Origin of the sequence: Methanobrevibacter sp., from assembly GCF_030539875.1 — an archaeon.
GTDB lineage: Archaea > Methanobacteriota > Methanobacteria > Methanobacteriales > Methanobacteriaceae > Methanocatella.
In genome coordinates, this window is the sequence record NZ_JAUNXI010000004.1 from 92590 (window position 1) to 116923 (window position 24334).

General features: G+C 33.6%; 25 protein-coding genes, 1 tRNA gene and 1 pseudogene. 23 read left to right on the forward strand and 4 right to left on the reverse strand.

Annotated features, from left to right (window positions below; translation table 11 throughout):
• Positions 1-35: 35 nt before the first annotated feature.
• Positions 36-512 (forward strand): isoprenylcysteine carboxylmethyltransferase family protein, encoded by a 477-nt coding sequence (locus Q4Q16_RS02460; protein WP_303345993.1) that lies wholly within the window; start codon positions 36-38, stop codon positions 510-512.
• Complete coding sequence (locus Q4Q16_RS02465; RefSeq protein WP_303345995.1) at positions 512-1207, forward strand: class I SAM-dependent methyltransferase; 696 nt, start codon at positions 512-514, stop codon at positions 1205-1207. Before Q4Q16_RS02460 ends, Q4Q16_RS02465 begins: the two co-directional genes overlap by 1 nt.
• Before the next feature lie 149 nt (positions 1208-1356).
• On the opposite strand, the gene pheT is transcribed toward Q4Q16_RS02465, so the two are convergent.
• Together pheT and Q4Q16_RS02475 are read right to left on the reverse strand one after the other, a co-directional pair.
• Complete coding sequence (pheT, locus tag Q4Q16_RS02470; protein WP_303345997.1) at positions 1357-3015, reverse strand: phenylalanine--tRNA ligase subunit beta; 1659 nt, start codon at positions 3013-3015, stop codon at positions 1357-1359.
• Positions 3016-3037: 22 nt separating this feature from the next.
• Complete coding sequence (locus Q4Q16_RS02475) at positions 3038-3394, reverse strand: hypothetical protein (protein WP_303345998.1); 357 nt, start codon at positions 3392-3394, stop codon at positions 3038-3040.
• 198 nt (positions 3395-3592) lie between these two features.
• On the opposite strand from Q4Q16_RS02475, the gene Q4Q16_RS02480 reads away from it, so the two are divergent.
• Positions 3593-6304: a valine--tRNA ligase gene (locus tag Q4Q16_RS02480; protein WP_303346000.1), complete on the forward strand. Its 2712-nt coding sequence runs from the start codon at positions 3593-3595 to the stop codon at positions 6302-6304.
• A 55-nt stretch (positions 6305-6359) separates the two neighbouring features.
• Here Q4Q16_RS02480 and Q4Q16_RS02485 read toward each other — a convergent pair whose 3' ends face one another.
• Entirely contained in the window at positions 6360-6764 is a 405-nt protein-coding gene (locus Q4Q16_RS02485; RefSeq protein WP_303346002.1) for a PH domain-containing protein, read from the reverse strand.
• Between the two features lie 196 nt (positions 6765-6960).
• Between Q4Q16_RS02485 and aroA the strand changes: the two genes are divergently transcribed.
• The 15 genes from aroA (at position 6961) to Q4Q16_RS02560 (ending at position 20998) form a co-directional block, all read left to right on the forward strand.
• Positions 6961-8280 (forward strand): 3-phosphoshikimate 1-carboxyvinyltransferase, encoded by a 1320-nt coding sequence (gene aroA, locus Q4Q16_RS02490; protein WP_303346004.1) that lies wholly within the window; start codon positions 6961-6963, stop codon positions 8278-8280.
• Positions 8277-8906, forward strand: coding sequence for an endonuclease III (gene nth, locus Q4Q16_RS02495; protein ID WP_303346006.1), 630 nt, complete (start codon positions 8277-8279; stop codon positions 8904-8906). The genes aroA and nth overlap by 4 nt, the downstream gene beginning before the upstream one ends.
• A gap of 131 nt (positions 8907-9037) precedes the next feature.
• Positions 9038-9985 (forward strand): cysteine synthase A, encoded by a 948-nt coding sequence (cysK, locus tag Q4Q16_RS02500; RefSeq protein WP_303346007.1) that lies wholly within the window; start codon positions 9038-9040, stop codon positions 9983-9985.
• A gap of 66 nt (positions 9986-10051) precedes the next feature.
• Positions 10052-10759 carry a serine O-acetyltransferase gene (gene cysE, locus Q4Q16_RS02505; RefSeq protein WP_303346008.1) on the forward strand — a complete coding sequence of 236 codons (708 nt, stop codon included), beginning with the start codon at positions 10052-10054 and terminating at the stop codon, positions 10757-10759.
• A gap of 12 nt (positions 10760-10771) precedes the next feature.
• Positions 10772-11146 carry a transcriptional regulator gene (locus Q4Q16_RS02510; RefSeq protein WP_303346009.1) on the forward strand — a complete coding sequence of 125 codons (375 nt, stop codon included), beginning with the start codon at positions 10772-10774 and terminating at the stop codon, positions 11144-11146.
• Positions 11147-11218: 72 nt separating this feature from the next.
• Positions 11219-11290: transfer RNA gene (locus tag Q4Q16_RS02515), tRNA-Cys, on the forward strand.
• A 32-nt stretch (positions 11291-11322) separates the two neighbouring features.
• On the forward strand, positions 11323-12669 hold the full coding sequence (gene cysS / locus Q4Q16_RS02520) for a cysteine--tRNA ligase (RefSeq protein WP_303346010.1): 1347 nt from the start codon (positions 11323-11325) through the stop codon (positions 12667-12669).
• Between the two features lie 202 nt (positions 12670-12871).
• On the forward strand, positions 12872-14170 hold the full coding sequence (locus tag Q4Q16_RS02525; RefSeq protein WP_303346012.1) for an O-acetylhomoserine aminocarboxypropyltransferase/cysteine synthase family protein: 1299 nt from the start codon (positions 12872-12874) through the stop codon (positions 14168-14170).
• Between the two features lie 43 nt (positions 14171-14213).
• Positions 14214-15422 carry a cysteine desulfurase family protein gene (locus Q4Q16_RS02530; protein WP_303346013.1) on the forward strand — a complete coding sequence of 403 codons (1209 nt, stop codon included), beginning with the start codon at positions 14214-14216 and terminating at the stop codon, positions 15420-15422.
• A 2-nt stretch (positions 15423-15424) separates the two neighbouring features.
• Positions 15425-15796, forward strand: a complete 372-nt coding sequence (nifU, locus tag Q4Q16_RS02535; protein ID WP_303346015.1) for a Fe-S cluster assembly scaffold protein NifU — start codon at positions 15425-15427, stop codon at positions 15794-15796.
• Positions 15797-15855: 59 nt separating this feature from the next.
• A complete protein-coding gene (locus tag Q4Q16_RS02540) occupies positions 15856-16230 on the forward strand; it encodes a desulfoferrodoxin family protein (protein ID WP_303346016.1) in 375 nt (124 codons plus the stop codon).
• A gap of 85 nt (positions 16231-16315) precedes the next feature.
• The gene (locus Q4Q16_RS02545) at positions 16316-16831 is read left to right on the forward strand and encodes a hypothetical protein (protein WP_303346018.1); all 516 of its coding nucleotides are present in this window, start codon (positions 16316-16318) and stop codon (positions 16829-16831) included.
• Positions 16832-16846: 15 nt separating this feature from the next.
• Complete coding sequence (locus Q4Q16_RS02550) at positions 16847-19108, forward strand: DHH family phosphoesterase (protein ID WP_303346020.1); 2262 nt, start codon at positions 16847-16849, stop codon at positions 19106-19108.
• 13 nt (positions 19109-19121) lie between these two features.
• Positions 19122-20012, forward strand: a complete 891-nt coding sequence (locus tag Q4Q16_RS02555; protein ID WP_303346022.1) for a zinc ribbon domain-containing protein — start codon at positions 19122-19124, stop codon at positions 20010-20012.
• An 8-nt stretch (positions 20013-20020) separates the two neighbouring features.
• Complete coding sequence (locus tag Q4Q16_RS02560) at positions 20021-20998, forward strand: zinc ribbon domain-containing protein (RefSeq protein ID WP_303346024.1); 978 nt, start codon at positions 20021-20023, stop codon at positions 20996-20998.
• On the opposite strand, the gene Q4Q16_RS02565 is transcribed toward Q4Q16_RS02560, so the two are convergent.
• Positions 20995-21282: a transcriptional regulator gene (locus tag Q4Q16_RS02565; protein WP_303346026.1), complete on the reverse strand. Its 288-nt coding sequence runs from the start codon at positions 21280-21282 to the stop codon at positions 20995-20997. The genes Q4Q16_RS02560 and Q4Q16_RS02565 overlap by 4 nt on opposite strands.
• Before the next feature lie 144 nt (positions 21283-21426).
• Between Q4Q16_RS02565 and Q4Q16_RS02570 the strand changes: the two genes are divergently transcribed.
• The 5 genes and pseudogenes from Q4Q16_RS02570 to Q4Q16_RS02590 form a co-directional block, all read left to right on the forward strand.
• Positions 21427-22038, forward strand: coding sequence for a zinc ribbon domain-containing protein (locus Q4Q16_RS02570; RefSeq protein ID WP_303346027.1), 612 nt, complete (start codon positions 21427-21429; stop codon positions 22036-22038).
• A gap of 32 nt (positions 22039-22070) precedes the next feature.
• Complete coding sequence (gene rnp3, locus Q4Q16_RS02575; protein WP_303346029.1) at positions 22071-22781, forward strand: ribonuclease P protein component 3; 711 nt, start codon at positions 22071-22073, stop codon at positions 22779-22781.
• Positions 22771-23127 carry an Rpp14/Pop5 family protein gene (locus tag Q4Q16_RS02580; RefSeq protein ID WP_303346034.1) on the forward strand — a complete coding sequence of 119 codons (357 nt, stop codon included), beginning with the start codon at positions 22771-22773 and terminating at the stop codon, positions 23125-23127. The genes rnp3 and Q4Q16_RS02580 overlap by 11 nt, the downstream gene beginning before the upstream one ends.
• Positions 23128-23343: 216 nt before the next feature.
• Positions 23344-24117, forward strand: coding sequence for an archaeal proteasome endopeptidase complex subunit alpha (gene psmA, locus Q4Q16_RS02585; protein WP_303346031.1), 774 nt, complete (start codon positions 23344-23346; stop codon positions 24115-24117).
• Positions 24118-24142: 25 nt separating this feature from the next.
• Positions 24143-24334 (forward strand): annotated as a pseudogene (locus Q4Q16_RS02590) (ribosome assembly factor SBDS); the annotation flags it as partial.

The window sequence follows — 24334 nt, forward strand, 5'->3', positions numbered from 1 at the left end:
CTAAATTATTTATAGTATAAAAACATATTAATATTATGGATGAAAATCATTTGCCAGTTTTTGGTATAGGACCATATTTAATTTCAATAATTGGAATCATAACAATAATTTCCTCCATTTTATCATACTATTATTTAATCCCAATTTACAAAATAAACGAATTAAATATGGTCTTTCTAATTTTAGGGACAATATTAATAATTTTTGGTATTGCTTTTTGGATTCCAACAGTTCTAATCTCAAAGATTGATAAGGAAGTTGAAAACAATAACTTGGTTACAACTGGAATATGTGATTATCTAAGGCATCCAATCTATGCCTTATTTTTCTATATTGCTGTAGGGTTAATATTAATCTCTCAAAATATCTTTTTTGTCTTGCCGGTAATTATCTGGGCATTTTTAACAGTTGTAATTTTAAAAACCGAAGAAACATGGTTAATTGATAAATGGGGTCAAGATTATTTAAATTATTCTAAAAAAGTTAACGGATTCATCTCGAAGGTGATATAATGGGATTTTTTGACAATATGAGAAAACCAGAAGGAAAATTAGGTAATTTTCAATTAAAATCAATGAACAAGGGACACACTCCAGTTTCACTATGGGGATTAAAGCATTTGAACATAAAACCAGATGATATTATTCTAGATGTGGGCTGTGGTGGTGGAATTAACATTAATAGGATGGCAAAAAAGGCAAAAATGGTATATGGTATTGATTACAGTATTGAAAGTGTGAATTTGTCACGAGAAGTAAACCGTCAGGAAATATATGATGGCAAGGTAAAGGTTATTGAGGGCAATGTTGCAAGTCTGCCCTTTGAAGATAACACTTTTGATATAGTGACAGCATTTGAAACAGTCTATTTCTGGCCGGATATTGAAAAATGCTTTGGCGAAGTGAAAAGAGTTCTCAAACCCGGCGGAATATTTTTGATTGGAATGGAATCAAGCGGATCAGATAACCTAATCATGAAAGTATTTGAAAAATTAATTGACATGACTGTATATAATGCTGAGGAAATCACTGAATTTTTACAGAATAATGATTATTCACAAATTACAGTTTATTTGAGGGACGGTAAAAATAAAAAGGAAATAATAAAAGAAATTGATGGCGAAACAAAAACTGTTGTTGATGATTATGACCATAGTTCTTTTTTGGATAAGTTTGTCCAATGGATGGCAATTGTAGCGACAAAATAATTTAATCAATGTTTACCAATTAAAAATGGAAAACTTGATTTAGGCACCTGACAATCCGTGTTTTTCATTGAACTGGAGGGTTCAAGAAATAATAGGGCGATAACTTTGACAATGGCTGGCGAATAATTAAAAAAGAAAAAGTAATGAATTTATTTATTAATAAACTCAATTTCGAATGCAATTACAGGATACTCTAAAGTAAAGTTTGTAATTACTTCAGGTGAAACCTCACCAAAGAATCCTTTAATTGTGCCTTTTTGGGCTTCACCGGTTACATCGGAAGCCCTTCCCTCAATAAAAGTTTTGTTTTCACTATCACTAATTTCCATGGTGTAACCTAAGTTTGCTAAAACGCTTGTCATGATGGATTTGATTTCAGTAAAGTTGGCTGTTGAGTGACATACTAATGCAGCTAATTTTTTAGAAGAAACAGTTTTGTTTTCTTTTGTATCATCAAGATATAAGACATCTCCGATTTCAAATATTTTCTGCGGCAAATCTTCATGTTTATTGTCTTCTAAAAATTCCATTAATGAGTTGATTAAACTGGTTCTAATCATAGTTCTATCGATTGTAATAGGTTTTGCAACTTGAACATGAGGTTTTTCCTCCTGGTTCATTTTTTCATAGTGAGCCTCTTCGTTTGTAAGCATTAAACTCATTACTTCTTGGAATCCTAAACCGACCATTACTTCACGGATGGTGCTTTCTGCTTTAAACCAGTTGTTTTCATAAGCAACAGTGTTGATGTCCGGAAGTTTGGATACTACATCATTAATGTGATATTGTATGGCAATGTTTTCAACAATATCCACTTCATGCAATATGTCTATTCTGTAAGAAGGAATAATTGCCTTGATTTCATTATCATCAATTATTTCAGCATCAAAACGTGCTTTTAATAGCAATTCTTTAATGTCTTGTGCAGTTAAAGTAGTTCCTCCAATCAGTTCATTGGCAGTATCTACATGAACATTCATTTCTTGTGGAGTTAAGTCTGGTGTTGAAATAGTTTTATCTTCGTATTTAACTTCCATGGATCTGATTTGACCACCAACTTCTGCAAATGATGAGCAGATAATGTTTAATGCATGGTTAACTGCTCTTTCATCAGTTCCGGTTACATCAACAATAATGTTGTGTGTGTCTTCTGTAAGTTTGGTTAATTCTCCGTTAATGATTGGAGGCATAGATAAAACCTGGTCATCTTTATCAAGAATTAATGGATATTTGTCAAAATCCTGGATTAGGTGAGCGTAATCTTTACCTTTGTCATGTTCAGTTAGGATTTCATTTGGAGTCATTTCACAATCTTTTTCTAATGGAACAAATTTATTTTCATCTACTGGTGTTGCAATGTATTTAAATGGTCCGTTAACAACATCTGCATTATGAATACCTATAGCTACTTTTTTTCTGTCTCTTCCAATTACCCAATGGAGGTTTTCCTGGAAATCCATAATGTATTTGAGTTTATCGCCAGCAAAGTCAACATCATCAATCTTAGCAAATCCAATATAGGGCCTAATTTCTGCAACATCTCTGTCTACAGTAACATAATCATCGGATTTTTTAACTTCGTAATCTGGAAAACCGACTTCCTGACCGATGAATCCTTTAAATGATCTAGCCACTCCTTCAACAGACAGGTTATCCGGTCTGTTCGGGAAAAATTCCACTTTGATTTCCTCATCGTCAAAATCTTCAATATCACTAGACATCATTGGTAAGGTGTCAATCAGTTCCTCTTTTTCCATATCGATTCCTAAATCTTTTAAATCTTGATATTTAAATGTTATAACTGGCATTTAATAACTCCGTTAATTATTTCTATAATCCATAGATTAACATGAAAAATAGAGATTCAATAACAAAATGAAGAGCTCTATGTTCTAATTCTCCCATACCTGGTAAAAACAGTGTATGAGTTATATCTATTACAAAATGAATTAGGCCTGCTAGAATTCCAATAATCGGATTTAAGAAAACTACTGACACTACAATAAAATGAAATCCTGCTTCCATTATTTCATGTATTGCCCAAGTTTGCCATGTGGAATGTGTGGATTGTTGAATCAAACCACCCAACAGAATATAAAAGTTATTAAAAACTTTCCACATGAGTGTGGTGTGCAATACATCGCTTATAGCTAAAACAATAGCAACATAAAACCATATCATTTGCATTTTTTCACAGTCCTTTTATTATTGATAATATTAATAATTTTAATTTTATTATATAATATAGTTAACTATTATAGTTTTTATTTTTGAAAATTTTGTTTAATTTTCCTGAAATTATGCAAGTTTCATGATACTTTTTTAAATAAGAAAATACATATTTAATAATATTATTATTATCTATTATTTATTAGGAGAAAATATATGGCAAATGAAGAAATCCCAAAAGACTATGATTTTAAAAAAGAGAAGGTATGGGAGAAAAAATGGGAAGATGAGGACATCTACAAATACATTGGAGATGGATCCCGTCCCAGATACATAATTGATACTCCCCCACCATACCCAACAGGACTTATTCACTTAGGGCATGTTTTAAATTGGGTTTATATTGATATGAACGCAAGATACAGAAGATTAAAAGGACATGATGTATTGTTCCCACAGGGATGGGATTGTCACGGCCTTCCAACCGAAGTAAAAGTTGAAGAAACTCATGGAATTAAGAAAAATGATGTTTCAAGAGCAGTATTCAGACAATATTGTGTTGATTTGACTACTGAAAATATTGCAAGCATGAAATCACAAATGAAGGCTATGGGTTTTTCACAGGACTGGAATCGTGAATTTGTTACAATGACTCCTGAATATATGAGAAGAACTCAATATTCATTTTTAAAAATGTATGATGAAGGGCTGATTTATCAGGGCATTCACCCTGTAAACTGGTGTCCTCGTTGTGAGACAGCTATTGCATTTGCAGAAGTCGAATACAGTGATAATACCACATTCTTAAATTATGTAAACTTCCCTCCAGCTGTTGAAGATTCTTATGATGATATTGTATCTTCACAAACATCAGGAAAGCAGGCGGACTCTAAAACTGAAGGTATTTTAATTGCCACTACAAGACCGGAATTGATGTCTGCTTGTGTGGCTGTTGTAATTCACCCGGAAGATGAAAGATACGCCCACCTTTTAGGCAAATATGTGGAAGTTCCTCTTTCTCATCAAAAAGTAAAAATCATTGCAGATGAAGAAGTGGACCCTGAATTTGGTACAGGTGCAGTAATGATTTGTACTTTTGGGGATAAAACTGACGTAAGTTGGGTAAATAAATATGACCTTGAAATCATTGATGCAATTGATGAAACCGGTACATTGACATCTGCAGCCGGAAGATATGAAGGAATGGATTTGCAGTCTTGTAAAAAACAGACTATTGAAGATTTGGATGCTGAAGGCTACTTATTAAAACAAGAACAAGTAGAGCAAAATGTAGGTCAATGCTGGAGATGCAAAACTCCTATTGAAATTCTTGTTAAAAAACAATGGTTTGTAGCTGTAAGGGATTTGATTGAAAAGACTAAGGACGCGGCAGATGAAATGAACTGGGTGCCTGAACACATGAAATCCCGTATGTTAAACTGGGCAGATTCAATGGAATGGGACTGGTGTATTTCAAGACAAAGAATATTTGCAACTCCGATTCCAGTATGGTATTGTAAAGACTGTGGAAAAGTAATATTGCCTGATGCTGAAGATTTGCCGATTGACCCAACACAGGATAAACCAAAACACCCTTGTGAATGCGGATGTGAGGAATTTATACCTGAAGAAGATGTTTTAGACACCTGGATGGATTCATCCATTTCCCCATTGTCTATTGCAGGATGGCCTGATGAAGATTATGTCAACCACTTTCCTTCCAATATACGTCCACAAGGACACGATATTATCCGTACATGGGCATTTTACACAACCCTCAGATGTTTGGCATTAACAAATCAAAAACCATTCAGCGATATTGTAATTAATGGTATGGTATTTGGTGAAGACGGATATAAAATGAGTAAGTCCAGAGGAAATGTAATCGGACCGGAAGAGGTAATTGAGAAATACGGTGCTGATGCTCTTAGAACATGGGCTGCAAACAGCGTACCTGGATCTGATGTAATCTTTGACTGGAAAGAAATAAAACACGGATACAGATTCTTGAGAAAATTCTGGAATGCATTCAGATTCATCAGTATGCATATTTTTGATGAAGAGGTATCTTACGGAGACGTTAAAGGCAACTTGGACCCGTTAGATTTATGGATTTTATCTAAACTTAACAACTTAAATAAGATTGTTGATGAGGCATTTTCTGAATACAACTATGCAGAAACTATCAGTTCTATTGAAAAGTTCTTCTGGCATGATTTCTGTGACGAATACATAGAATCTGTAAAATATAGATTGTATACTGATGTTCCAGATGAATCTAGAAGGGCTGCAAAATACACTCTAAGATGCGTTGTTGAAACCTCTTTAAAATTACTCTCTCCTATTGTTCCATTCTTTGTGGAGGAAGTATATCAATACTTCGACAACCAATCTATTCATGCTGCTTCATGGCCTGAAGTAAATGAAGAATTAATCAATGAAGATATGGAAACTAAAGGTGAAACTACAGTTGAATTGATTGATGAAGTAAGAAGATTTAAATCAGCTTCGAAAATACCGTTAAATGCTGAACTTAGCGAAGTAAATGTATATACTTCCGATGAGGATTTAGTTGATGTATTTAATCAATTTGAAGATGATATTAAAGGTACTTTAAAAATCAACAATCTGGAAATTAGTTCCGGAAAACCGGAAGTTCATGAAAAAATCATTGAAATAGAACCTGACATGTCTCAAATAGGACCTAAATTCAAAGGGGATGCTGGTAAAATTATTGGTTATTTAAAATCTAACAGTATTGATGAAATTGCCGCTGTTTTAGATGAATCTCATGAACTTTCAATTGGTGAAATTGTAGTGCCTGAAAGCATGTTGAATATCAAAAGAGAGGTTGTAGGTGCATCCGGTAAGAAAGTTGATATCCTACAGTCTGATAATTTGGATATGATTGTTGAAGTAATTAGATAATTGCTTCTCAATTTATATTTTTTATTAAAAAATAAGTGTAAGCTATAAAAATAGCTCATAATAAATAATGTTCTTTTACTAAATGAATAACTTGTTTTGCTTCTTCTGTTTGGGCTCTTGGAACTTTAAATGAAATCGGCACGTTCATTGATCCGCCTTCAATCAATACTACTGGATTGTTGCTCACACCAATTTTAATATCTACATCAAAGTCAAGTGTTCCTGCAGTTTCAAAAGAAATAGTTCTAATTGTATTTTTTGGGAAAAATTTAACTTCTACCTTTTTGCCACTAATGCCTTGAACATCTATAGTATATATTCCATAATTGGTTAAGATGATGGCATCTCTTACAAAATGGAATGACTGAATGATTTCTTCGCCTGGAGCGAGGTATTCTTCTACATATGAGGTGTCTCCACCTACTTCGGCATGGCCAACTACTTTATCTAAAAATCCCATAATATCACATCATTATCTTTTTAATTACTGCATATTATACTTATGTATTTTTTTAAAGCGATTATCATGTTTTATCAGTCATAGATTTATTTATCATGATTATGATTCTACAATTGTATGTTTGCTTTCAAAGACGCATCCTTATAATTTCGGTAACTATTTATTGAATCTAATCAAAAGATATTAATGATAAACAATGATTCTTAGGGTAAAGAATATTTCAGATATAGGTGGTGAGGTTAAAGCACCTCCATCTAAAAGTTACTCACACAGAGCAGTGATTTTAGCCAGTCTGGCCAGAGGAACTTCAAGATTGTATGACATGTTATATTCTGAAGATACTTTTGCATCAATTAGGATTTGCAAAGCATTAGGGGCTAAAATAACTAAAAATGAAGGTTATCTGGAAGTTACTGGAACTGGAGGTAAACTCCACAATTCCTGTGATGGGCCAATTGATTTGGCAAATTCGGGAACTACGTTAAGGCTAATGACATCGGTATCTGCATTAAGTGATAATGAAGTTATTTTAACAGGTGATGAATCTCTTCAAACAAGGCCTATGGGACTTTTGATTGATGCTTTAAAACCTTTGGGGATTGAAGTGAATTCTTTAAAAAATAATGAAAAAGCACCAATATTGATTAAACCCGGATTTTATGGTGGCGAAACTAATATTATGGGCAATGTTAGTTCACAGTTTATTTCATCAATTTTAATTTCCTCTCCATTGTCTAAACATGGTGTTGGATTATATGTTTTGCAGGAATTTAAATCAAAACCTTATGTTGATATGACATTGGAGATTATGGGCAAATTCGGAGTTAAATTAAATAAATCCCGCCATTTAAAACATGAAACATGTAATAAGGAATATCAGACTTGCAGAATTGATGAGTTTAAAATTACCAAACAAGATTATGTCGCTTGTGACTACACTGTTGAAGGAGACTATTCCTCAGCATCTTATTTACTTGCATTAATCGCAATTCATGGCGGAAAAGCTAAAATTAAAAATTTATTTAGAAATTCTAAACAAGGTGATAAATATATTCTGAATATTCTTCAAAAGATGGGTGCAACTGTTATTTATGGTGAGGACTATGTTGAAATCGCATCAAACGGAAATTTGAAAGCTATTGATGTTGATTTGTCAAATGCTCCTGATTTATTAATTACTGTTGCAGTTTTAGCAGCACTGGCTGAAGGAACAACAAACATTACAGGTGTTGCTCATGCAAGAGTGAAAGAAACAGACAGAATCGATACAACTTGCCGTGAATTGGAAAAATTGGGTTGCAGATTAGAAGAGCATGAAGACGGAATGAGCATAACCGGAGGGGTTTCCTCAGGTATTGTTGATTCACATGGGGACCACAGGCTTGCAATGGCGTTTTCATTGATTGGGCTAAAACATGATATTGAAATTACTGATGGGGAAGTATTTGATGTTTCATTTCCCAATTTCATTGAGTCAATGGCAAAACTCGGTTTTGAACTGGAGTTGGTTGAATGAATAAGGAAGAACGTGTAATTAAATTAATTGAGAATCTGGAAGGTATTTTTGAGATAAGAACATTTCTTAATCATGACCCCTATAAAGTATTAGTCAGAACTATTCTTTCTCAAAGAACCCGTGATGAGAATACTGATCAGGCTACCAATAATCTGTTTGACAAATATAAAGACATTTATGAAGTTGTTGAAGCTCCAATTGATGATATAAAAGGATTAATAAGGCCTGCGGGTTTTTATAATGTAAAAGCTTCAAGAATTCAAGAAGTATCTCAAATCCTAATTGACCAATATGGCGGGGAAGTTCCAGACACGGTAAACGAGCTGGTAAAACTTCCGGGTGTTGGCAGAAAAACTGCAAACTGCGTTATGGTTTTTGCTTTTGAGCTTCCGGCAATTCCTGTAGATACTCATGTTCACAGAATTTCAAATAGATTGGGTTTAGTGGATACTAAAAATCCTGATGATACTGAAGTTGAACTTACTAAAATCACTCCTAAAGAATTATGGATTAAATTGAATGATTTGATGGTTCAGTTTGGCCAGAATATCTGTAAACCCATCTCACCTGATTGCGAAATCTGTCCGTGCAGTGAAATCTGCGATTATTTTAGAGAAAATATTTAATTTCTTTTCTTTAGATTTTTTTCCAAAACATTTATAAGGTAAATAATTATAATATAACAATAGTTATACAATTTTAAGATAACTTTTCAGATTTACTTGTATAATTCAATTTAAAAAATTGGTGAATAAAAATGGTAAATATTCCAGAATTAAAAAGAGGAGTGCTTGATAGCGTAATTGATGCTATTGGAAACACTCCAATTATAAAATTAAACAATTTAACAAAAGATTTAGATGCAGAAATTGATGTAAAAATGGAGTCATTCAACCCGACAGGCAGTGTTAAAGACCGTGTTGCTGTTTCAATGATTGAGGATGCAGAAGAGAAAGGACTGCTAAAGAAAGGCTCTGTCATCATCGAACCTACCAGTGGAAACACAGGTATTGGTTTAGGATTTGCTGCTGCTGCAAAAGGTTATAAATTAATACTGACAATGCCTGAAACAATGTCTATTGAAAGAAGAAAACTCTTGGCTATTTTTGGCGCTGAAATTGTATTAACACCAGGTTCTGAAGGTATGGGCGGAGCCATCAAAAAGGCTGAAGAATTGCATAAAGAAAACCCTAATTCAATAATTTTGGGCCAATTTGACAACGAAGCTAATGTAGCCATCCATTATAAAACAACCGGTCAGGAAATTTTAAGGGATACTGATGGAGAAGTTGATTATGTTGTTGCAGGAGTAGGGACTGGCGGAACCATAACAGGAATAGGTAAAGCTTTAAAAGAGGCGCTTCCTCATGTTAAAATTGTTGCTGTTGAGCCGGAAGAGTCACAGACTTTATCCAAAGGTATTAAAGGACCTCATAAAATCCAGGGAATCGGTGCAGGGTTTGTTCCATCAATTTATGATTCTGGTGTAATTGATGAGGTTATTCCCGTACCTAGCGAGGAAGCCGGAAAAACATTAATTGAACTTGCTAAGCATGAGGGTATTTTTACAGGCATTTCTTCTGGAGCAGCAACCTGGGCTGCTTTGCAATTGGCTAAAAGAAAAGAAAATGAGGGCAAAAGAATAATAGCTATTTTACCGGATAACGGTGAGAGATACCTATCTGAAGAATGGTTATTTAAATAAGATAAATTATATATACTATATGTTATATAGATAAACAGAATAACATTAATATATAGAGGTTTATCAATGTTTAAAAATTTAAGGGATGAAATTAAAGCTATCAAAGATAAGGATCCGGCTGCAAGGTCAACATTGGAAATTTTCTTATGTTATCCTGGTTTTTATGCTTTATTAATGCATAGAGTGAGCCATTGGCTGTGGAATCATTCTTTCAAACTTTTGGCACGTATCAATTCCAATATAGCCAGATCTGTTACTGGTATTGAAATTCACCCCGGTGCAACATTTGGTAAACGAGTATTTATTGATCATGGTATGGGTGTTGTTGTTGGAGAAACAACAATTGTTGGCGATGATGTGCTAATTTATCAGGGTGTGGTTCTTGGAGGAACCAGTACTGAAAAGACTAAAAGACACCCGACTATTGAAAAAGGAGTTATTGTTGGTGCCGGTGCTAAAGTAATGGGTAATATTACTATTGGAGAGTATTCTAAAATTGGTACTGGTGCTGTTGTTTTAAAAGACGTTCCTCCTGAATCAACATGTGTAGGCATTCCAGGCCGTATTGTAAAACGTAAAGGTGTGCCTCATGAAAGAGTTGATTTAGACCATGATAAACTTCCGGACCCTGTTGCCGACGCATTTAGAACTATAGTAAAGCATCTTCAGGAAAATGATGAGCAAATCAAAATTTTATTTGATAAAAATGAGATATGCTTGGCTGATGATTCTAATGATGAACAGGAAGATTTGGAAAATTTGTTTAAGAAATAGAAGTGATTAGATATGAAGCCGCCTTGTGAAATTGTTGTATGGTATGTTATACCGGCTATTAGATCTGAATTAGCTAAAGAACTTTTAAATTTGGGAATGAAGCAAAAGGATGTTTCTGAACTTATGGATATTACTCAGCCTGCTGTGTCTCAATATATTACTGATAAGCGAGGTAGTGGAATTAGACTTGATGAAGATGTAAGGGAAATGATTCAAACATTTGCTAATCAGCTTTTTGAAGGTGAAGCTACTAAAGCAGATTTAATTCCGAGAACTTGTAAAATTTGTAATAATGTGAATATATCTGATGTATTAAAACAACTTGACATTGACAAATCACACATTAGTGAGGATTGCCAATCTTGTTTGGGTTCTGAGATAAATTAGGTAAATGTTGGAAATAATAGTAAAGTATTTAAACTATTATTTACTAATATTTTAATATCCTTTAATTTTAATGGCAAGTTTACCGAGTGGCTTAGGTGTGTGGCTGCAGACCATAATACGGGGGTTCAAATCCCTCACTTGCCTTTCTTAATTACTATTTTTTGAGGTTATTTTTTATGGACGTCTATTCAACTTTAACTCGCAGTAAAGAGAATTTTGTGACTATTAATAAAAATAGAGTTAACTTATTTGTATGCGGTCCTACTGTTTATGATGATGCTCATATTGGGCACGGTAGAACTTACATTTCATTTGATACAATAAAAAGATATTTGGAATACAGGGGTTATGCCGTATTTTATATTCAAAATATTACTGATATTGATGATAAAATCATTAACAGGTCAAAAGAAAGCGGCATTCCGGCAGACCAGTTGGCTCGCAAATATGAAAAGAGATACATTGAAGACATGAATAAATTAAATGTAAATAATGTTAATTTATTTGCAAGGGCAACTGATCATGTTGATGAAATTTTAGACCAAATTCAAAGATTGATTGACAAGGGATTTGCCTATGAAACTGAAGACGGAGTCTACTTTGAAATTGATAAGTTTCCGGAATTCGGCAAGCTCTCAAATAGGAATGTTGAAGAATTAGAATCCCATAGGGATATTGCAGAATCTGCCAAAAAGAATCCTCAGGACTTTGCACTTTGGAAAAAACGTAGTGGAGTGGATGAACCTACCTGGCAGTCTCCATGGGGCGACGGAAGGCCTGGATGGCACATTGAAGATACTGCAATAACAGAATATTACTTCGGACCCCAGTATGATGCTCACGGAGGAGGACTTGACTTAATATTTCCTCATCACGAAGCGGAAATTACTCAAATGGAGGCAGTTTCAGGAAAAGCTCCTATGGTGCAGTTCTGGTTACATACCGGATTTTTAAATGTTAATGGGGAAAAAATGTCAAAATCATTAAATAACTTCATTACAATCCGTGAATTGCTTAAAGATTACGAACCTGACACTTTCAGATTCTTTGTACTTTCAACTCACTACAGAAGTCCGATTGACTTTTCAAAAGATTCGCTTCACCAGTCTGAAAGAAGTTTGGAGAGGATTAGAAAATATTATGAACTTTTGGATGTTGAAGCTGACGGAAATGATTATGAATGTGATGTTTTAACTTCCCATAAAGATGAATTCTTCAATAGTATGGATGATGACTTTAACACTCCAAAGGCAATTGCAGCCATCTTTGGATTGATAAACGATACTAAAAATCAGTTATCTGCATTATCTGATGAAGATAAAATAGCCATTAAAACATTTTTAGATGATGCGGCACATATCTTCGGCGTCAGCTTTGAAGCTGAAGAGGTTAATGCCGGTTCAGATGATTTACTTAAATTGATTACTGATGTCAGGTCTGAGTTAAGAGCGAATAAGCAATATGAATTATCTGATAAGATTAGAGATGATTTAATAGCATTAAATTATGAAATTGAGGATTAGGAAAATATTTTCCTATTCTTTTTTTTACTTCTGTTTTTCAACTTTTTATTTTACTGATTACTTTTTTCCATTAATTTTTATCTTCAGTTTTCAATATTTTTTTAGGTTTATCAAAACATTTATATATAAAAAATAACTATTGTTATATGTGAATATAACACGTGACATATTCACAAAAATCAGATTATAAAGGTGATAATTAATGACAAATAAAAATTACGGATTAGCAACATTAGGTGTACGTGCAGGCCAACAGCCTGATTCTGCAACTGGAGCTCAAGCGGTTCCGATTTATCAGACAACTTCATATGTATTTAAAGATGCGGATGAAGCTGCTAGGAGATTCGCCCTTCAAGAGTTTGGTCAAATTTATTCCAGACTTACCAATCCTACCAGCGATGTATTCGAAGCAAGAATTGCCGCTATCGAAGGAGGTAATTCTGCTATTTCAACATCAAGTGGTCTTGCAGCAATTTCATATGCAATTTTAAACGTAACTAGTCCTGGTGACAACATTGTTTCTGCTGACAACCTTTACGGTGGTACTTATCAATTATTTAACTACACTTTTAAAGATTTGGCCCGTGAAGTTAAATTTGTAAACTCACAGAACCTGCAAGCATTTGAAGAGGCAATTGATGAAAAAACCAAAGCAATATATGTGGAATCAATTGGAAACCCAAAATTGGATGTTCCGGACTTTGAAGCATTGGCAGAAATTGCACATTCACATGATATTCCGTTAATCGTAGACAATACTGTTGGTGTTGGATTGGTCAGGCCATTATTGCATGGAGCTGATGTGATTGCAGCATCTGCAACTAAATATGTTGGCGGTCACGGAACTGCCGTTGGAGGATATATTGTGGATTCAGGTAAATTTAACTGGGGTAACGGCAAGTTTGATAACTTCACAAAACCTGATCCAAGTTATCACGGACTTGTATTCTGGGATGCGTTTGGTGATGTTCCTGAACTTGGAAACATTGCTTTTACTGTAAGGGCAAGAGCAAGACTATTGAGGGATTTAGGAGCAACCCAGGCACCTGTACACAGTTTCATATTCTTGCAGGGACTTGAAAGCCTGGATGTGCGTGTAAAAAGACACTCTGAAAATGCACTTAAAGTTGCAAAATTTTTAGAAAGTCATCCTAAAGTGGCTTGGGTTAACTATCCTGGACTTAAATCACATCCAACTTATGAAAATAATAAAAAATACCTTAAAGATAACTTTGCAGGAGTCTTGGGATTCGGTGTTAAAGGAGGTGAGGAAGCAGGCAGGAAATTAATTGAAAAATTGGAATTATTCTCAATTCTTGCAAATATTGGAGATGCAAAAAGTCTTGCAATACACCCTGCAAGTACAACACATCAGCAATTGTCTCCAGAAGAACAAGAAGCAACAGGAGTTACACCGGACTTTATTAGGCTTTCAATAGGTCTTGAAGATGCTGATGATTTAATTGATGATTTAAGTCATGCACTTGACAATATTGACTAGTGAATGAAATCTATTTAAAAAAAAGATAATCGGAGGATGGCAAATGTATTTAGATAACTCAGCAACAACACAGGTTAGTAAAGAAGTTTTTGAAGAAATGAAACCCTATTTCACAGAGGAGTTTGGAAATCCTTCCACTCTTTATGGCATAGGTCGCGAGTCTAAAAAAGCATTAAATCTTGCTCGTCAGAGAGTAGCTGACGCAATTAATGCTAAACCGGATGAAATTATTTTCACAAGCGGAGGATCGGAATCTGATAACCTGGCCATTAAGGGTATTGCTTTTAAATTAGCTAAAAAAGGCAGACATATAATCACTACTGGCATTGAACATCCTGCAGTTGTTGAGACATTGAAATTTTTAGAATCATTTGATTTTAAAATTACTTATTTGCCGGTATATGAAAATGGAATTATTAAGGTTGAAGATTTAATGGAAGCAATAACTGATGAAACAATTTTAATTACTGTTATGCACGGCAATAATGAAATAGGCACTATTCAGCCAATTGAAGAAATCGGGAAAATTGCACGTGAAAGAGGCATTAAATTCCACTGTGATGCTGTTCAAACTTTCGGCAAAATTGAAGTGGATGTTGAGAAATTGAATGTGGATTTGCTGTCTTTATCTTCACATAAAATTAATGGTCCGAAAGGTGTTGGAGCATTGTATATTAAAAAAGGAACTCCGATTGAACCTTTGATTCATGGTGGAGGTCAGGAAAGGGGACTTAGGTCAGGTACTGAAAATGTTTCAGGAATTGTTGGTTTTGGAAAAGCATGCGAATTAGCAAACAATCAACTTGAGGAACACTATGAAAAGTTAATAGCCATTAGAGATGATCTGATTGATAAAGTGCTAACTACAATCCCTGAATCTTATCTAAATGGGGATGTTGAAAAAAGATTGCCTAATTTAGTCAATTTCAGATTTAAAGCAATTGAAGGTGAATCTTTAATTTTGCTGCTTGATGCGGAAGGTTATCAAACTTCAACTGGATCTGCCTGTTCTTCTAATAAGTTAATGGCATCTCCGGTTTTAACAGCATTGGGATTGAATCCTGTTGATGTGCACGGGTCACTTAGGATTTCCCTTGCTCCTGAAAGTGATAATTTTGATGTTGATGAATTTGTAAATGCGGTTGCAAAAGCAGTTGAAAGATTAAGGGAAATGTCCCCTTTATGGAATCAGAAAATTGATTATGAAGATGTAATGTGTAAAAAACATAAAAATGCATGTGGGAGATGTTGATTATGGATTATTCAGAAAAAGTGATGGATCATTTTACAAATCCAAGAAACTGTAGAAAAATGGAAGATGCAGACGGTGTGGGAACTGTGGGAAACCCAACCTGTGGTGACTTAATGACAATTTATATCAAGGTGGAGGATGATGTAATTCAGGATATCTCATTTCAAACCTTCGGATGCGGAGCAGCAATTGCAACCAGCAGTATGATTACTGAAATTGCTATTGGAAAAACTCTAGATGAGGCATATAAAATCTCAAGAAATGATGTTGCAAACAATCTGGATGGTCTTCCACCAGTTAAAATGCATTGTTCAAATCTTGCTGCAGACGGTCTTCAGGCAGCCATTGAAAATTATTATGAAAACTATCAATAAGAATAAATACAATATGAAATATAAATATTAGTACTGAATAATTATCGGAGATGATTATAATGGCAAATTTTATAAAATGTGAAGTATGCGGAAGTATTTTAGGAATGTTTGTTAAAGGAGAAGGTGAAGTCTGCAGTCCGGATCTCATTAAAATCCCTGTTCAAACCGAAGGAGACAAAGCTCCTAAACACAAACCAGTTTTAGAAACTGACGGAGATAATGTAACTGTAAAAGTCGGTGAAGTTGCCCATCCAATGGATGATGACCATTTCATTCAATTTTTAGTTGTTGAAGCCGGCTCAGAACAATACGCAAAATCCTTCAAACCAGGAGATGTTGCAGAGGCGACCTTCACTATCGGCGCAGACAAAATTGCTGATGGTGTCGTGGCATATGCATTCTGTAATTTGCATGGACTCTGGTCCAGCGAATAAGTTTAAAATTTATTTTTAAACTTCTTTTTTTATTATATTTTTTCATGAAAAATTTTAATAACTTGTTTTTATATAACTTAAAATCGTGTCGAGTTATAGTAAATTAATAATTTTTATTTTAGTTTTACTAATTATTCCAGCAGCTATTTTCTTTATTGATAGTTCAATAGACAACATTAATAAAACCATGCCTGAGATTAGCGACGCTATTGTTAATGGAGATAAGGACTATAATGAAGCAGTTCAATTAGTTAATGGTAAAAGTTTTGACAAGTCAAAGGATAAGGCAATATCTGCAGGAAATAATTATAATAACAGTCTAAATAAATTAAAAGATATTCAAAGGGATTTTTCTCCCGATATAAATGATGTTCAAAAAGAGTATATTGACACGGTCATTAGGGAATTGGAGTTAAAAATTAGTGCTGTTGATAATTTGATAGATGCTATTGATAATTTTAAAGTAAATTCAAATTATACGGGAACTAATTATGCTTCACAAGCCAATAACTTGATTTATGAAGCGGTAAAGTACCAGGATGAACGTAATGCAATAGTTGAAAACAATTCAAATTTATTCAAACAAAATTTTATCATATAATTAAGAGGTTTTAAATTGAAAACTAAATGTCCAAAATGTAAAGGAATAGGTTCAATAGTTGTGGACTATAAGGAATGTGATGCCTGTGGAGGAACAGGCTTTGAAGAAGATGCTTTTAATGTAGGCAGCCATTTTAAAGGCATCACAAGCAATGCAAAAGCAAAATTTGACTTAGGTGGGGAAGAAGATATTCCATGTGAAGCATGTAATGGAAAGGGTCAGGTTGAAGTTTATCAGGAATGTCCTCACTGTCATGGAACCGGTCAGATTAATGTTTGCAGAGATTGCGGCAAATCAATCGGCAATCAGCATGATTTATGTGCCAGTTGTGAAGAAAAAAGGAAACTGGAGAAAACTAAACATGATGAATTTGAAGCCCGTAGAAATGCGGCCAGGGATGTTTATGTCTTGGATTCCATATGTGAAATGAGGGATATGGATAAGGATAAATTATACAAGGGAAGAATTACCCGAACTGAAAAATACGGCGCTTTTGTCAGCTTGAATAATAATGTTTGGGGACTTATGAGAGGTGACGTATCAGAGTATAATGTCGGTGATGATGTAATTGTATTTATTACATCCATTAAATCTCGAGAGAGAAAAATTGATTTGGCGCCGGCTCATGTTGAAAATTACAATATTAAAAAATTAACTAAGTCATTCCCAAGAACTTTAATCGATAAACTTGAAGAGAATAAAGGTCGTATGGTTAGAATAGACGGTGAGGTCCAACAAATTCAGCAAACTTCAGGGCCTACCATTTTCATTATCCGTGATGAGAGCGCTACCGCTGAAATTGCTGCATTCGATAAGGCTGGTGAGAGGTCATATGCAGAAATCGAACTTGGCGATTTTGTACAGGTTGTAGGGGAAGTCAATGAACATGGCGGAAAAACACAAATTGAATCATCTTCAATGGTAAAACTTGATGCGAAAAATGCCAATAAGTTACATAATTTAATCGACGATGCATTAAACAAGAAGGCCGAACCGAAACATGTCGATTTCTTAGTCAAAAGTGATGTTTTAAACAGACTTAAACCGAAGATGAGGGAAGCGGCCAGAAGAATTAGAAGGGCAATACTTGATGGCAGAACAATTTTAATAAGGCACCACAATGATGCTGACGGTATTTGTTCTGGTGTTGCAATGGAAAAAGCTGTCATTCCGTTGATAGAAGAAATAAATCCGAGCAATGATGCTCAATATTATTATTTCAAAAGATCTCCAAGTAAGGCACCATTTTACGAACTTGAGGATGTTGTTAAAGATTTGTCTTTTGCCCTTGAAGACCAGGAAAGGCATGGTCAAAAGTTACCGTTAATAGTTCTTTTAGACAACGGATCAACTGAAGAGGATATTGTTGCCTTAATGCAGGCTAAAATCTATGATATTGAAGTTGTGGTTATTGACCACCACTCTCCAGGTGAACTATTAACTAAGGAGGTTAAGGACGGGGAAATATTTGGCGCTACAGTTGCAGTAGATGAATATGTGGACTGTCATGTAAATCCGTATTTGGTTGGCGGAGATTCACAATTAACTGCAGGAGCCATATCAGCAGAAGTTGCCCATTTAATTAATCCCGACGTTAAAGATCAGATTAAACATTTGCCTGCTGTTGCTGCATTAGGTGATAGGGCTGACTGTGGTGAGGTCTGTCAGTATTTGGAAATAGCCAATGAAAAAGGATTTACTAAAGATCACCTGGCTAAAATTGCGGAATGTGTTGATTTTGAAGCATATTTCCTAAGATTTATGAATGGTAGGGGAATAATGGACACTATTTTGGCTGTTGATAATCTTGATAAGCATGAAAAAATGATTGAGGCATTATATAAAGAATATCAAAAAAGGGTTGATACTCAACTTAAAGCAGCTCTTCCAAATATTAAGAGAACCAAGTTTGATAACGGAATATACTTTAATATTATCGATGTTGAAAAATACGCACACAAGTTTACATTCCCTGCTCCAGGTAAAACTTGCGGATTTGTCCATGACAAAGTAATAAATGAATTGGGTATTGATAAACCTATTGTAACATTAGGCCATGGTCCTGATTTCGGAGTATTTAGAGCTACTGATGCAGTTAATGAACAATACGGGTTCAATGTCAATGAAATTGTATCTGAAATGATGGAAAAGGTGCCTCAGGCAGGTATTGATGGTGGAGGCCATGAGTGTGCAGGTTCTATTAAATACATTGAAGGGTTAGGACAAGAGGTTTTATATAAAGTAGTCGAAGAAATCCAATCTTTATCTAAAAAATAAAATAAGATGTAAAATGACTTTAGGAAATTACTGTAAAAAATGCGGCCACAGAATTCTTCCAAATAACATATATTGTCCCGGTTGTGGTTTTAAAACTGGATATTATGAAACAGAAGAGTCTACTGTATTTGCACCTCCAATACACAATATTGGCTTTTTTAATTTTCCTATTGACTTTTCTCCATTTATTTTAAGCGGCCGTCGCGATTTTCAATATGAAATCTGCCGTTGCGGATACCTAAATGATGTTAATAATGAATTTTGCTATATGTGCGGAGCAAAAAGAACTCCCAGTAAACTGGCTAAAATTTTAAAAAAGAAATCTAAGCCAAAATTTAATTTGGATAGTGTTTTATGTGAATGCGGTGCAGTTAATTCTAAAGAAGATTTATTTTGTGAAATGTGTGGCAAACAGCTTCAAGAAGAGGAGACATTTGAGGATAACAATAACTACAGTAATTTCAATATAATGTATAAAGATTCTGTTTTTTGCTTTTGCGGAGAGGAAAACGAAAAATCCACACAATTTTGTAAAAATTGCGGTTTGCCCCTTATTAATTATTCCCAACTAAATGATGTCATGTTGTTATGTGCTTGTTCCACTTTAAATGATGTTAATTCTTCTTTCTGTATAGAGTGTGGAGAAAATTTAACAAAAGAAAATTCCCTTATTGTTTGTGTTTGTGGTCAGAAGAATCCAATGAATTTTAAATTCTGTCAGAATTGCGAAAGGCCATTAAATCCCCAAAGAATAATTAAATCAAAAATTGTTTGTTCATGTGGTGAAATTCTTGACTGGAATACTGAATTTTGCTCTAACTGCGGTAAAAATATTAAAAACATGATAAAGATTAGGAGATCCACTATTAAGATAGTAAAAAGCCTTAAAAGCAAGTTTAGGTAGTGATTTTTTTGAAAATTTGTGATGTTTGCGGAACTTTTAACTTTAAAGAAAATAATTATTGCACCCATTGCGGTAATTGCTTTATTGATGAGCATATCTGTCCTTATTGCGGGTCAGTTAATTTGGATTATGCAGACAAGTGTATTAAATGCGATAAACAGATAAATCCGATTTATATCAGTGATTTTGATGTGTTGTTTAGTGAATTTAATGAAGAATTATTATCTAATGCCAGTATAAGTGATGAGAAATACAATGAGTTGTTATCGGATATTTTTATAAGGGCCAATTTTACAGAAATCTATGACGATACAATAAAAAATAAAATTTTAAAGCTGGCCAGTATTTTTACTCCATGCGAGCCTAAATCAAGGGGATATGAGCGGGGATTCATATTTTTAGGTAATCGAATTTATTATGATGATAGATTGGATGAATCAATTCAAATAGCAACTATTGTTCATGAATTGGCTCATTATCTTTTATTTACTATAATAGAGTCTTTACTGTGTGATATATTTAAAGTCAGAACCTCATCAACATTGCAAAGCTTTATATGGTATTTTTTAACTCTTCCCGAGTTTAAAATCATGAATGAATACTGTGCACACACTGTTGAAGGCAGATTCATCCCATTCGGATATCAGAATTACGGATCATTTAATTCATTAGTTGAAAATACTTCTTTGGATGATGAATCTGTTAGAACTATGATGGTGTTTGGAAATTCATTTGCTAATGAAATTATTGTCTATCTTGAAAGATATATTGGACATGATTTAAGGCATGAAATAAAATTACAGTATAAAATGGACTTAAATGAACCAAATTATGATTCGATATTTGCAGAGACAAATGATTGTCTTCCGTTAAATGTTAAAAATAGTATGCTAATAAAAATTTTGTATGATATTTTTAAAGAAACATCAAAACCGGAGACCCGTATGGAATTGGAAAGTATTAAGGAAGGAATTGACATTTCCTAATATTTTTTTTCTTTGATTTCGATGTTTTTCAATACATCTTTTCCGGTATCGGTTAATCTGTATAACCTTCCTTTACGGGCTTCTTCATTGATACACTCAACAATTTCTTTACTCTTCAATTCACTTAAAACTTTTGAAATATGATTAGTTCTAATACCACTATCTTTTGCAATGTTGGTTGGAATTTTAACTTCATCTCCAATAGACTTTAATGTTTTTTCTCTATATTTGGAAATCTGAACATAGGAAGTTAACTTTAAGAGTTCATCATTTTGTTTTGACATAATAGAATATTATCTATTTCATGTTATAAAATAGTTTATAACATTATACACACCAATTTGATTATTATAGAATATTTTTCGATTAATTTATAAATTAATAATATCAAATTTAATATCAATTGACTTTAATTATATGGGGATTATATGGAATGTGACAATTGCGGTTTTAAAAATAAAAGTAACGCTAGATACTGCACAAAATGCGGAAGTCCTCTAAATGAGGTTGAAGCATATGATTCAAATACTGCTTCTAAAAGCAACTCTAAGATTATAATAATATCTTTAATTGTTATTATTTTTATTCTTCTTGGGTGCATTGGATTTTTTGCTTTAAATAATAATACAAATACCCAGGAAGTTCCAAAAAATGCTGTTATACAAGAGGATTCATCACAAAATATAAATCAGAATAATGATTTGGAATCTGCATCTATTTCATCAAAACAGGCAGTTGAATCAAAATCATGGAAGTCAATCGGTAAATTTTCAGGATCAGGTTCAGGATTTGAGACAGTTTCTGTTCCTGAAGGAAAAATAATGGTGAAACTTTCAGCTTATCCGATTAAAAATTATGCAACTAATCATTTGTATGTTTCAGGGTCCAATGGCGAGTCTGGCGGTGTTGACTGGAACTCAAAAAGCGCTGTTAAAACAAAATCAGATTCATTTACCTACACTTCATCTTCACCGGTGGAATTTACCATTGATTATGATGAGACTGTAAGTTGGAATGTTGAATTCTTCAAATATCAATAAATTATTTAATTGATAAAATTAAACAGATTATTATGTTTTATGATTTAAATATTAAAGGAAGTAGCTTGGAAAACAATCTTAAACTGGCTAATGAGGCTTCTCTTTATGGTTGGAATCATATTAATTTTTCATACAGTCCTGATGAATTTTTAAATGCTTTTGAGTTTAAAAATGATTTGGAGGAATTGTTGAGTGATAAGATAGGTTTTGATTACACTTTGGAGATTAATTCCTCAAACGTTAATGAAATTAGGAAATATGCTAACAGATTTAGAGATAAATCTTCCTGTATTTCTGTTATCGGAGGGGATTTGAAGGTAAATAGGGCAGTATTGGAAAACATAAAAATCGATGTTTTATCAAGGCCTTACTTTAGAAGATATGATTCCGGCTTAAATCATGTACTTGCAAAAGAGGCTCTAAAAAATAATGTGGCTATTGAATTATGCTTTAAAGATGTTTTAAGAAGTTATCTGTCTCCCAGGTCAAAAATCATTTCTAATTTTAAAGATATTTATAGATTATATAGGAAATTTGATTTCCCTTTGATACTCTCTTCAAGAGCCGAATCAGTATTTGATATTAAAACCACCCATGATTTTGCAGCTGTTTTTAAACAGACCGGTTTGACAGATTCAGAGATTAATAAGTCATTTGAAAATGCGGCAGGTATACTGGAATTTAATCGGAATAGGAAAAACATGATTTTAAAGGGAGTAAGGAGGATTAATGATGAAGCTTAAGGTATTGCCTCCTACACTTAGAAAAAACAACCGATATTTGGCAGTCGATATTAAGGCTGATTCTCAAATTAATAAAGATGATCTGGTTACAATTATCTGGGATTCATGTATCCGCTTTCAGGGGGAGCTCAACACTTCCAATTTTAATTTATGGGTTATGAAATTTTTTGAAATGGATAAGTGCAGTGATTATTATCATTATAAAGCCATTATCAGGTGTCAAAGAGATTATGTTGATGAGGTCAGATCATCACTTGCTTTAGCTACAAAATTCGGGCGCTGCTGGATTTCTATAACTACTTTAGGGTTGTCTGGAACCATAAAAGCGTCAACAAGATACATTTAATTACTTTTTGTTATTTTAAAATAGAAAAATATATAAATAATTTATTAATATAAATATCATTTGGATTTATGGAAAAAAGAATAAAAAAATACTTTAATTTATCTATAATGTAGAGATTAAAATTAAAATTTGCCTTTTCATGGAGATTTGGTTTTATTTTTTTATGTAGTTGAACTTAAAATTTATAAAATATTATTAAAATGTGAGGTATAATAAATGCAACCTTTACAAAATGCTGGATATGATAGGGCAATTACTGTATTTAGCCCAGATGGAAGACTTTTCCAAGTTGAATATGCAAGAGAAGCTGTTAAAAGAGGAACCACATCTATTGGTGTAAAAAGTTCTGAAGGTATTGTTTTAGCTGTTGATAAAAGAACTACTTCTAAACTAGTTGAAGCATCATCTATTGAAAAAATATTTAAAATAGATGATCATATTGGAGCAGCCACTTCAGGTCTTGTTGCTGATGCAAGAGCTTTAGTTGAAAGAGCAAGAATTGAAGCACAGATAAACAAAATAACCTATAGTGAACCTATTCGCGTAACTAGTTTATCTAAAAAGTTATGTGACATGTTACAGTTATACACTCAAAATGGTGGTGTAAGACCATTTGGTTCTGCTTTGATTATTGGTGGTGTATTCAATGGCAAATGCAAATTATTCGAAACTGATCCAAGTGGAGCGTTAATTGAATACAAGGCTACTGCTATTGGTTCAGGCAGGTCTACTGCTATGGAAATATTCGAAGAGAGATATGAAGATGATTTAACTTTAGATGGAGCAATTGAATTAGCATTAACCGTTATTAATGAAGCTACTGACCATGAAACTACTTCAAATAACGTTGAAATAGCCGTCATTAAAGTTGATGATGAAAAATACGTAAAACTTTCTCAAGAGGAAGTACAAAAATATATTGATGAAATTCTTGTTGAAGAAGAGGAAGAAGAAACTGAAGAGGAAGAATCTGAAGATTCTCAAGAATAATTCTTCTTAGTTAGGGGATGTTTTGATGGTAAATGTTGATGAAGCTATTATTGCTAAATATGAATACTGTGGCGAACACTTTGAGATTTTAGTTGATCCGGATTTAGCAGCTGATTTTAGAAATCCTGATGGCCCAGATGTTGCTGTTGAAGATCTTTTAGCTGTTGAAGAAATTTTTAAAGACTCTAAAAAAGGAGATAAAGCTTCTGGCGAAGCT

Bases quoted from the DNA above. Each gene is read 5' to 3' on its own strand.
- Q4Q16_RS02525 (WP_303346012.1), top strand. From the start codon at position 12,872: ATGACAAATAAAAATTACGGATTAGCAACATTAGGTGTACGTGCAGGC.
- Q4Q16_RS02555 (WP_303346022.1), top strand. From the start codon at position 19,122: ATGACTTTAGGAAATTACTGTAAAAAATGCGGCCACAGAATTCTTCCA.
- cysS (WP_303346010.1), top strand. From the start codon at position 11,323: ATGGACGTCTATTCAACTTTAACTCGCAGTAAAGAGAATTTTGTGACT.
- Q4Q16_RS02475 (WP_303345998.1), bottom strand. From the start codon at position 3,394: ATGCAAATGATATGGTTTTATGTTGCTATTGTTTTAGCTATAAGCGAT.
- Q4Q16_RS02510 (WP_303346009.1), top strand. From the start codon at position 10,772: ATGAAGCCGCCTTGTGAAATTGTTGTATGGTATGTTATACCGGCTATT.
- Q4Q16_RS02485 (WP_303346002.1), bottom strand. From the start codon at position 6,764: ATGGGATTTTTAGATAAAGTAGTTGGCCATGCCGAAGTAGGTGGAGAC.
- cysK (WP_303346007.1), top strand. From the start codon at position 9,038: ATGGTAAATATTCCAGAATTAAAAAGAGGAGTGCTTGATAGCGTAATT.
- Q4Q16_RS02530 (WP_303346013.1), top strand. From the start codon at position 14,214: ATGTATTTAGATAACTCAGCAACAACACAGGTTAGTAAAGAAGTTTTT.
- Q4Q16_RS02460 (WP_303345993.1), top strand. From the start codon at position 36: ATGGATGAAAATCATTTGCCAGTTTTTGGTATAGGACCATATTTAATT.
- Q4Q16_RS02580 (WP_303346034.1), top strand. From the start codon at position 22,771: ATGAAGCTTAAGGTATTGCCTCCTACACTTAGAAAAAACAACCGATAT.
- Q4Q16_RS02540 (WP_303346016.1), top strand. From the start codon at position 15,856: ATGGCAAATTTTATAAAATGTGAAGTATGCGGAAGTATTTTAGGAATG.
- nth (WP_303346006.1), top strand. From the start codon at position 8,277: ATGAATAAGGAAGAACGTGTAATTAAATTAATTGAGAATCTGGAAGGT.
- Q4Q16_RS02565 (WP_303346026.1), bottom strand. From the start codon at position 21,282: ATGTCAAAACAAAATGATGAACTCTTAAAGTTAACTTCCTATGTTCAG.
- Q4Q16_RS02480 (WP_303346000.1), top strand. From the start codon at position 3,593: ATGGCAAATGAAGAAATCCCAAAAGACTATGATTTTAAAAAAGAGAAG.
- psmA (WP_303346031.1), top strand. From the start codon at position 23,344: ATGCAACCTTTACAAAATGCTGGATATGATAGGGCAATTACTGTATTT.
- pheT (WP_303345997.1), bottom strand. From the start codon at position 3,015: ATGCCAGTTATAACATTTAAATATCAAGATTTAAAAGATTTAGGAATC.
- Q4Q16_RS02465 (WP_303345995.1), top strand. From the start codon at position 512: ATGGGATTTTTTGACAATATGAGAAAACCAGAAGGAAAATTAGGTAAT.
- nifU (WP_303346015.1), top strand. From the start codon at position 15,425: ATGGATTATTCAGAAAAAGTGATGGATCATTTTACAAATCCAAGAAAC.
- rnp3 (WP_303346029.1), top strand. From the start codon at position 22,071: ATGTTTTATGATTTAAATATTAAAGGAAGTAGCTTGGAAAACAATCTT.
- cysE (WP_303346008.1), top strand. From the start codon at position 10,052: ATGTTTAAAAATTTAAGGGATGAAATTAAAGCTATCAAAGATAAGGAT.
- Q4Q16_RS02570 (WP_303346027.1), top strand. From the start codon at position 21,427: ATGGAATGTGACAATTGCGGTTTTAAAAATAAAAGTAACGCTAGATAC.
- aroA (WP_303346004.1), top strand. From the start codon at position 6,961: ATGATTCTTAGGGTAAAGAATATTTCAGATATAGGTGGTGAGGTTAAA.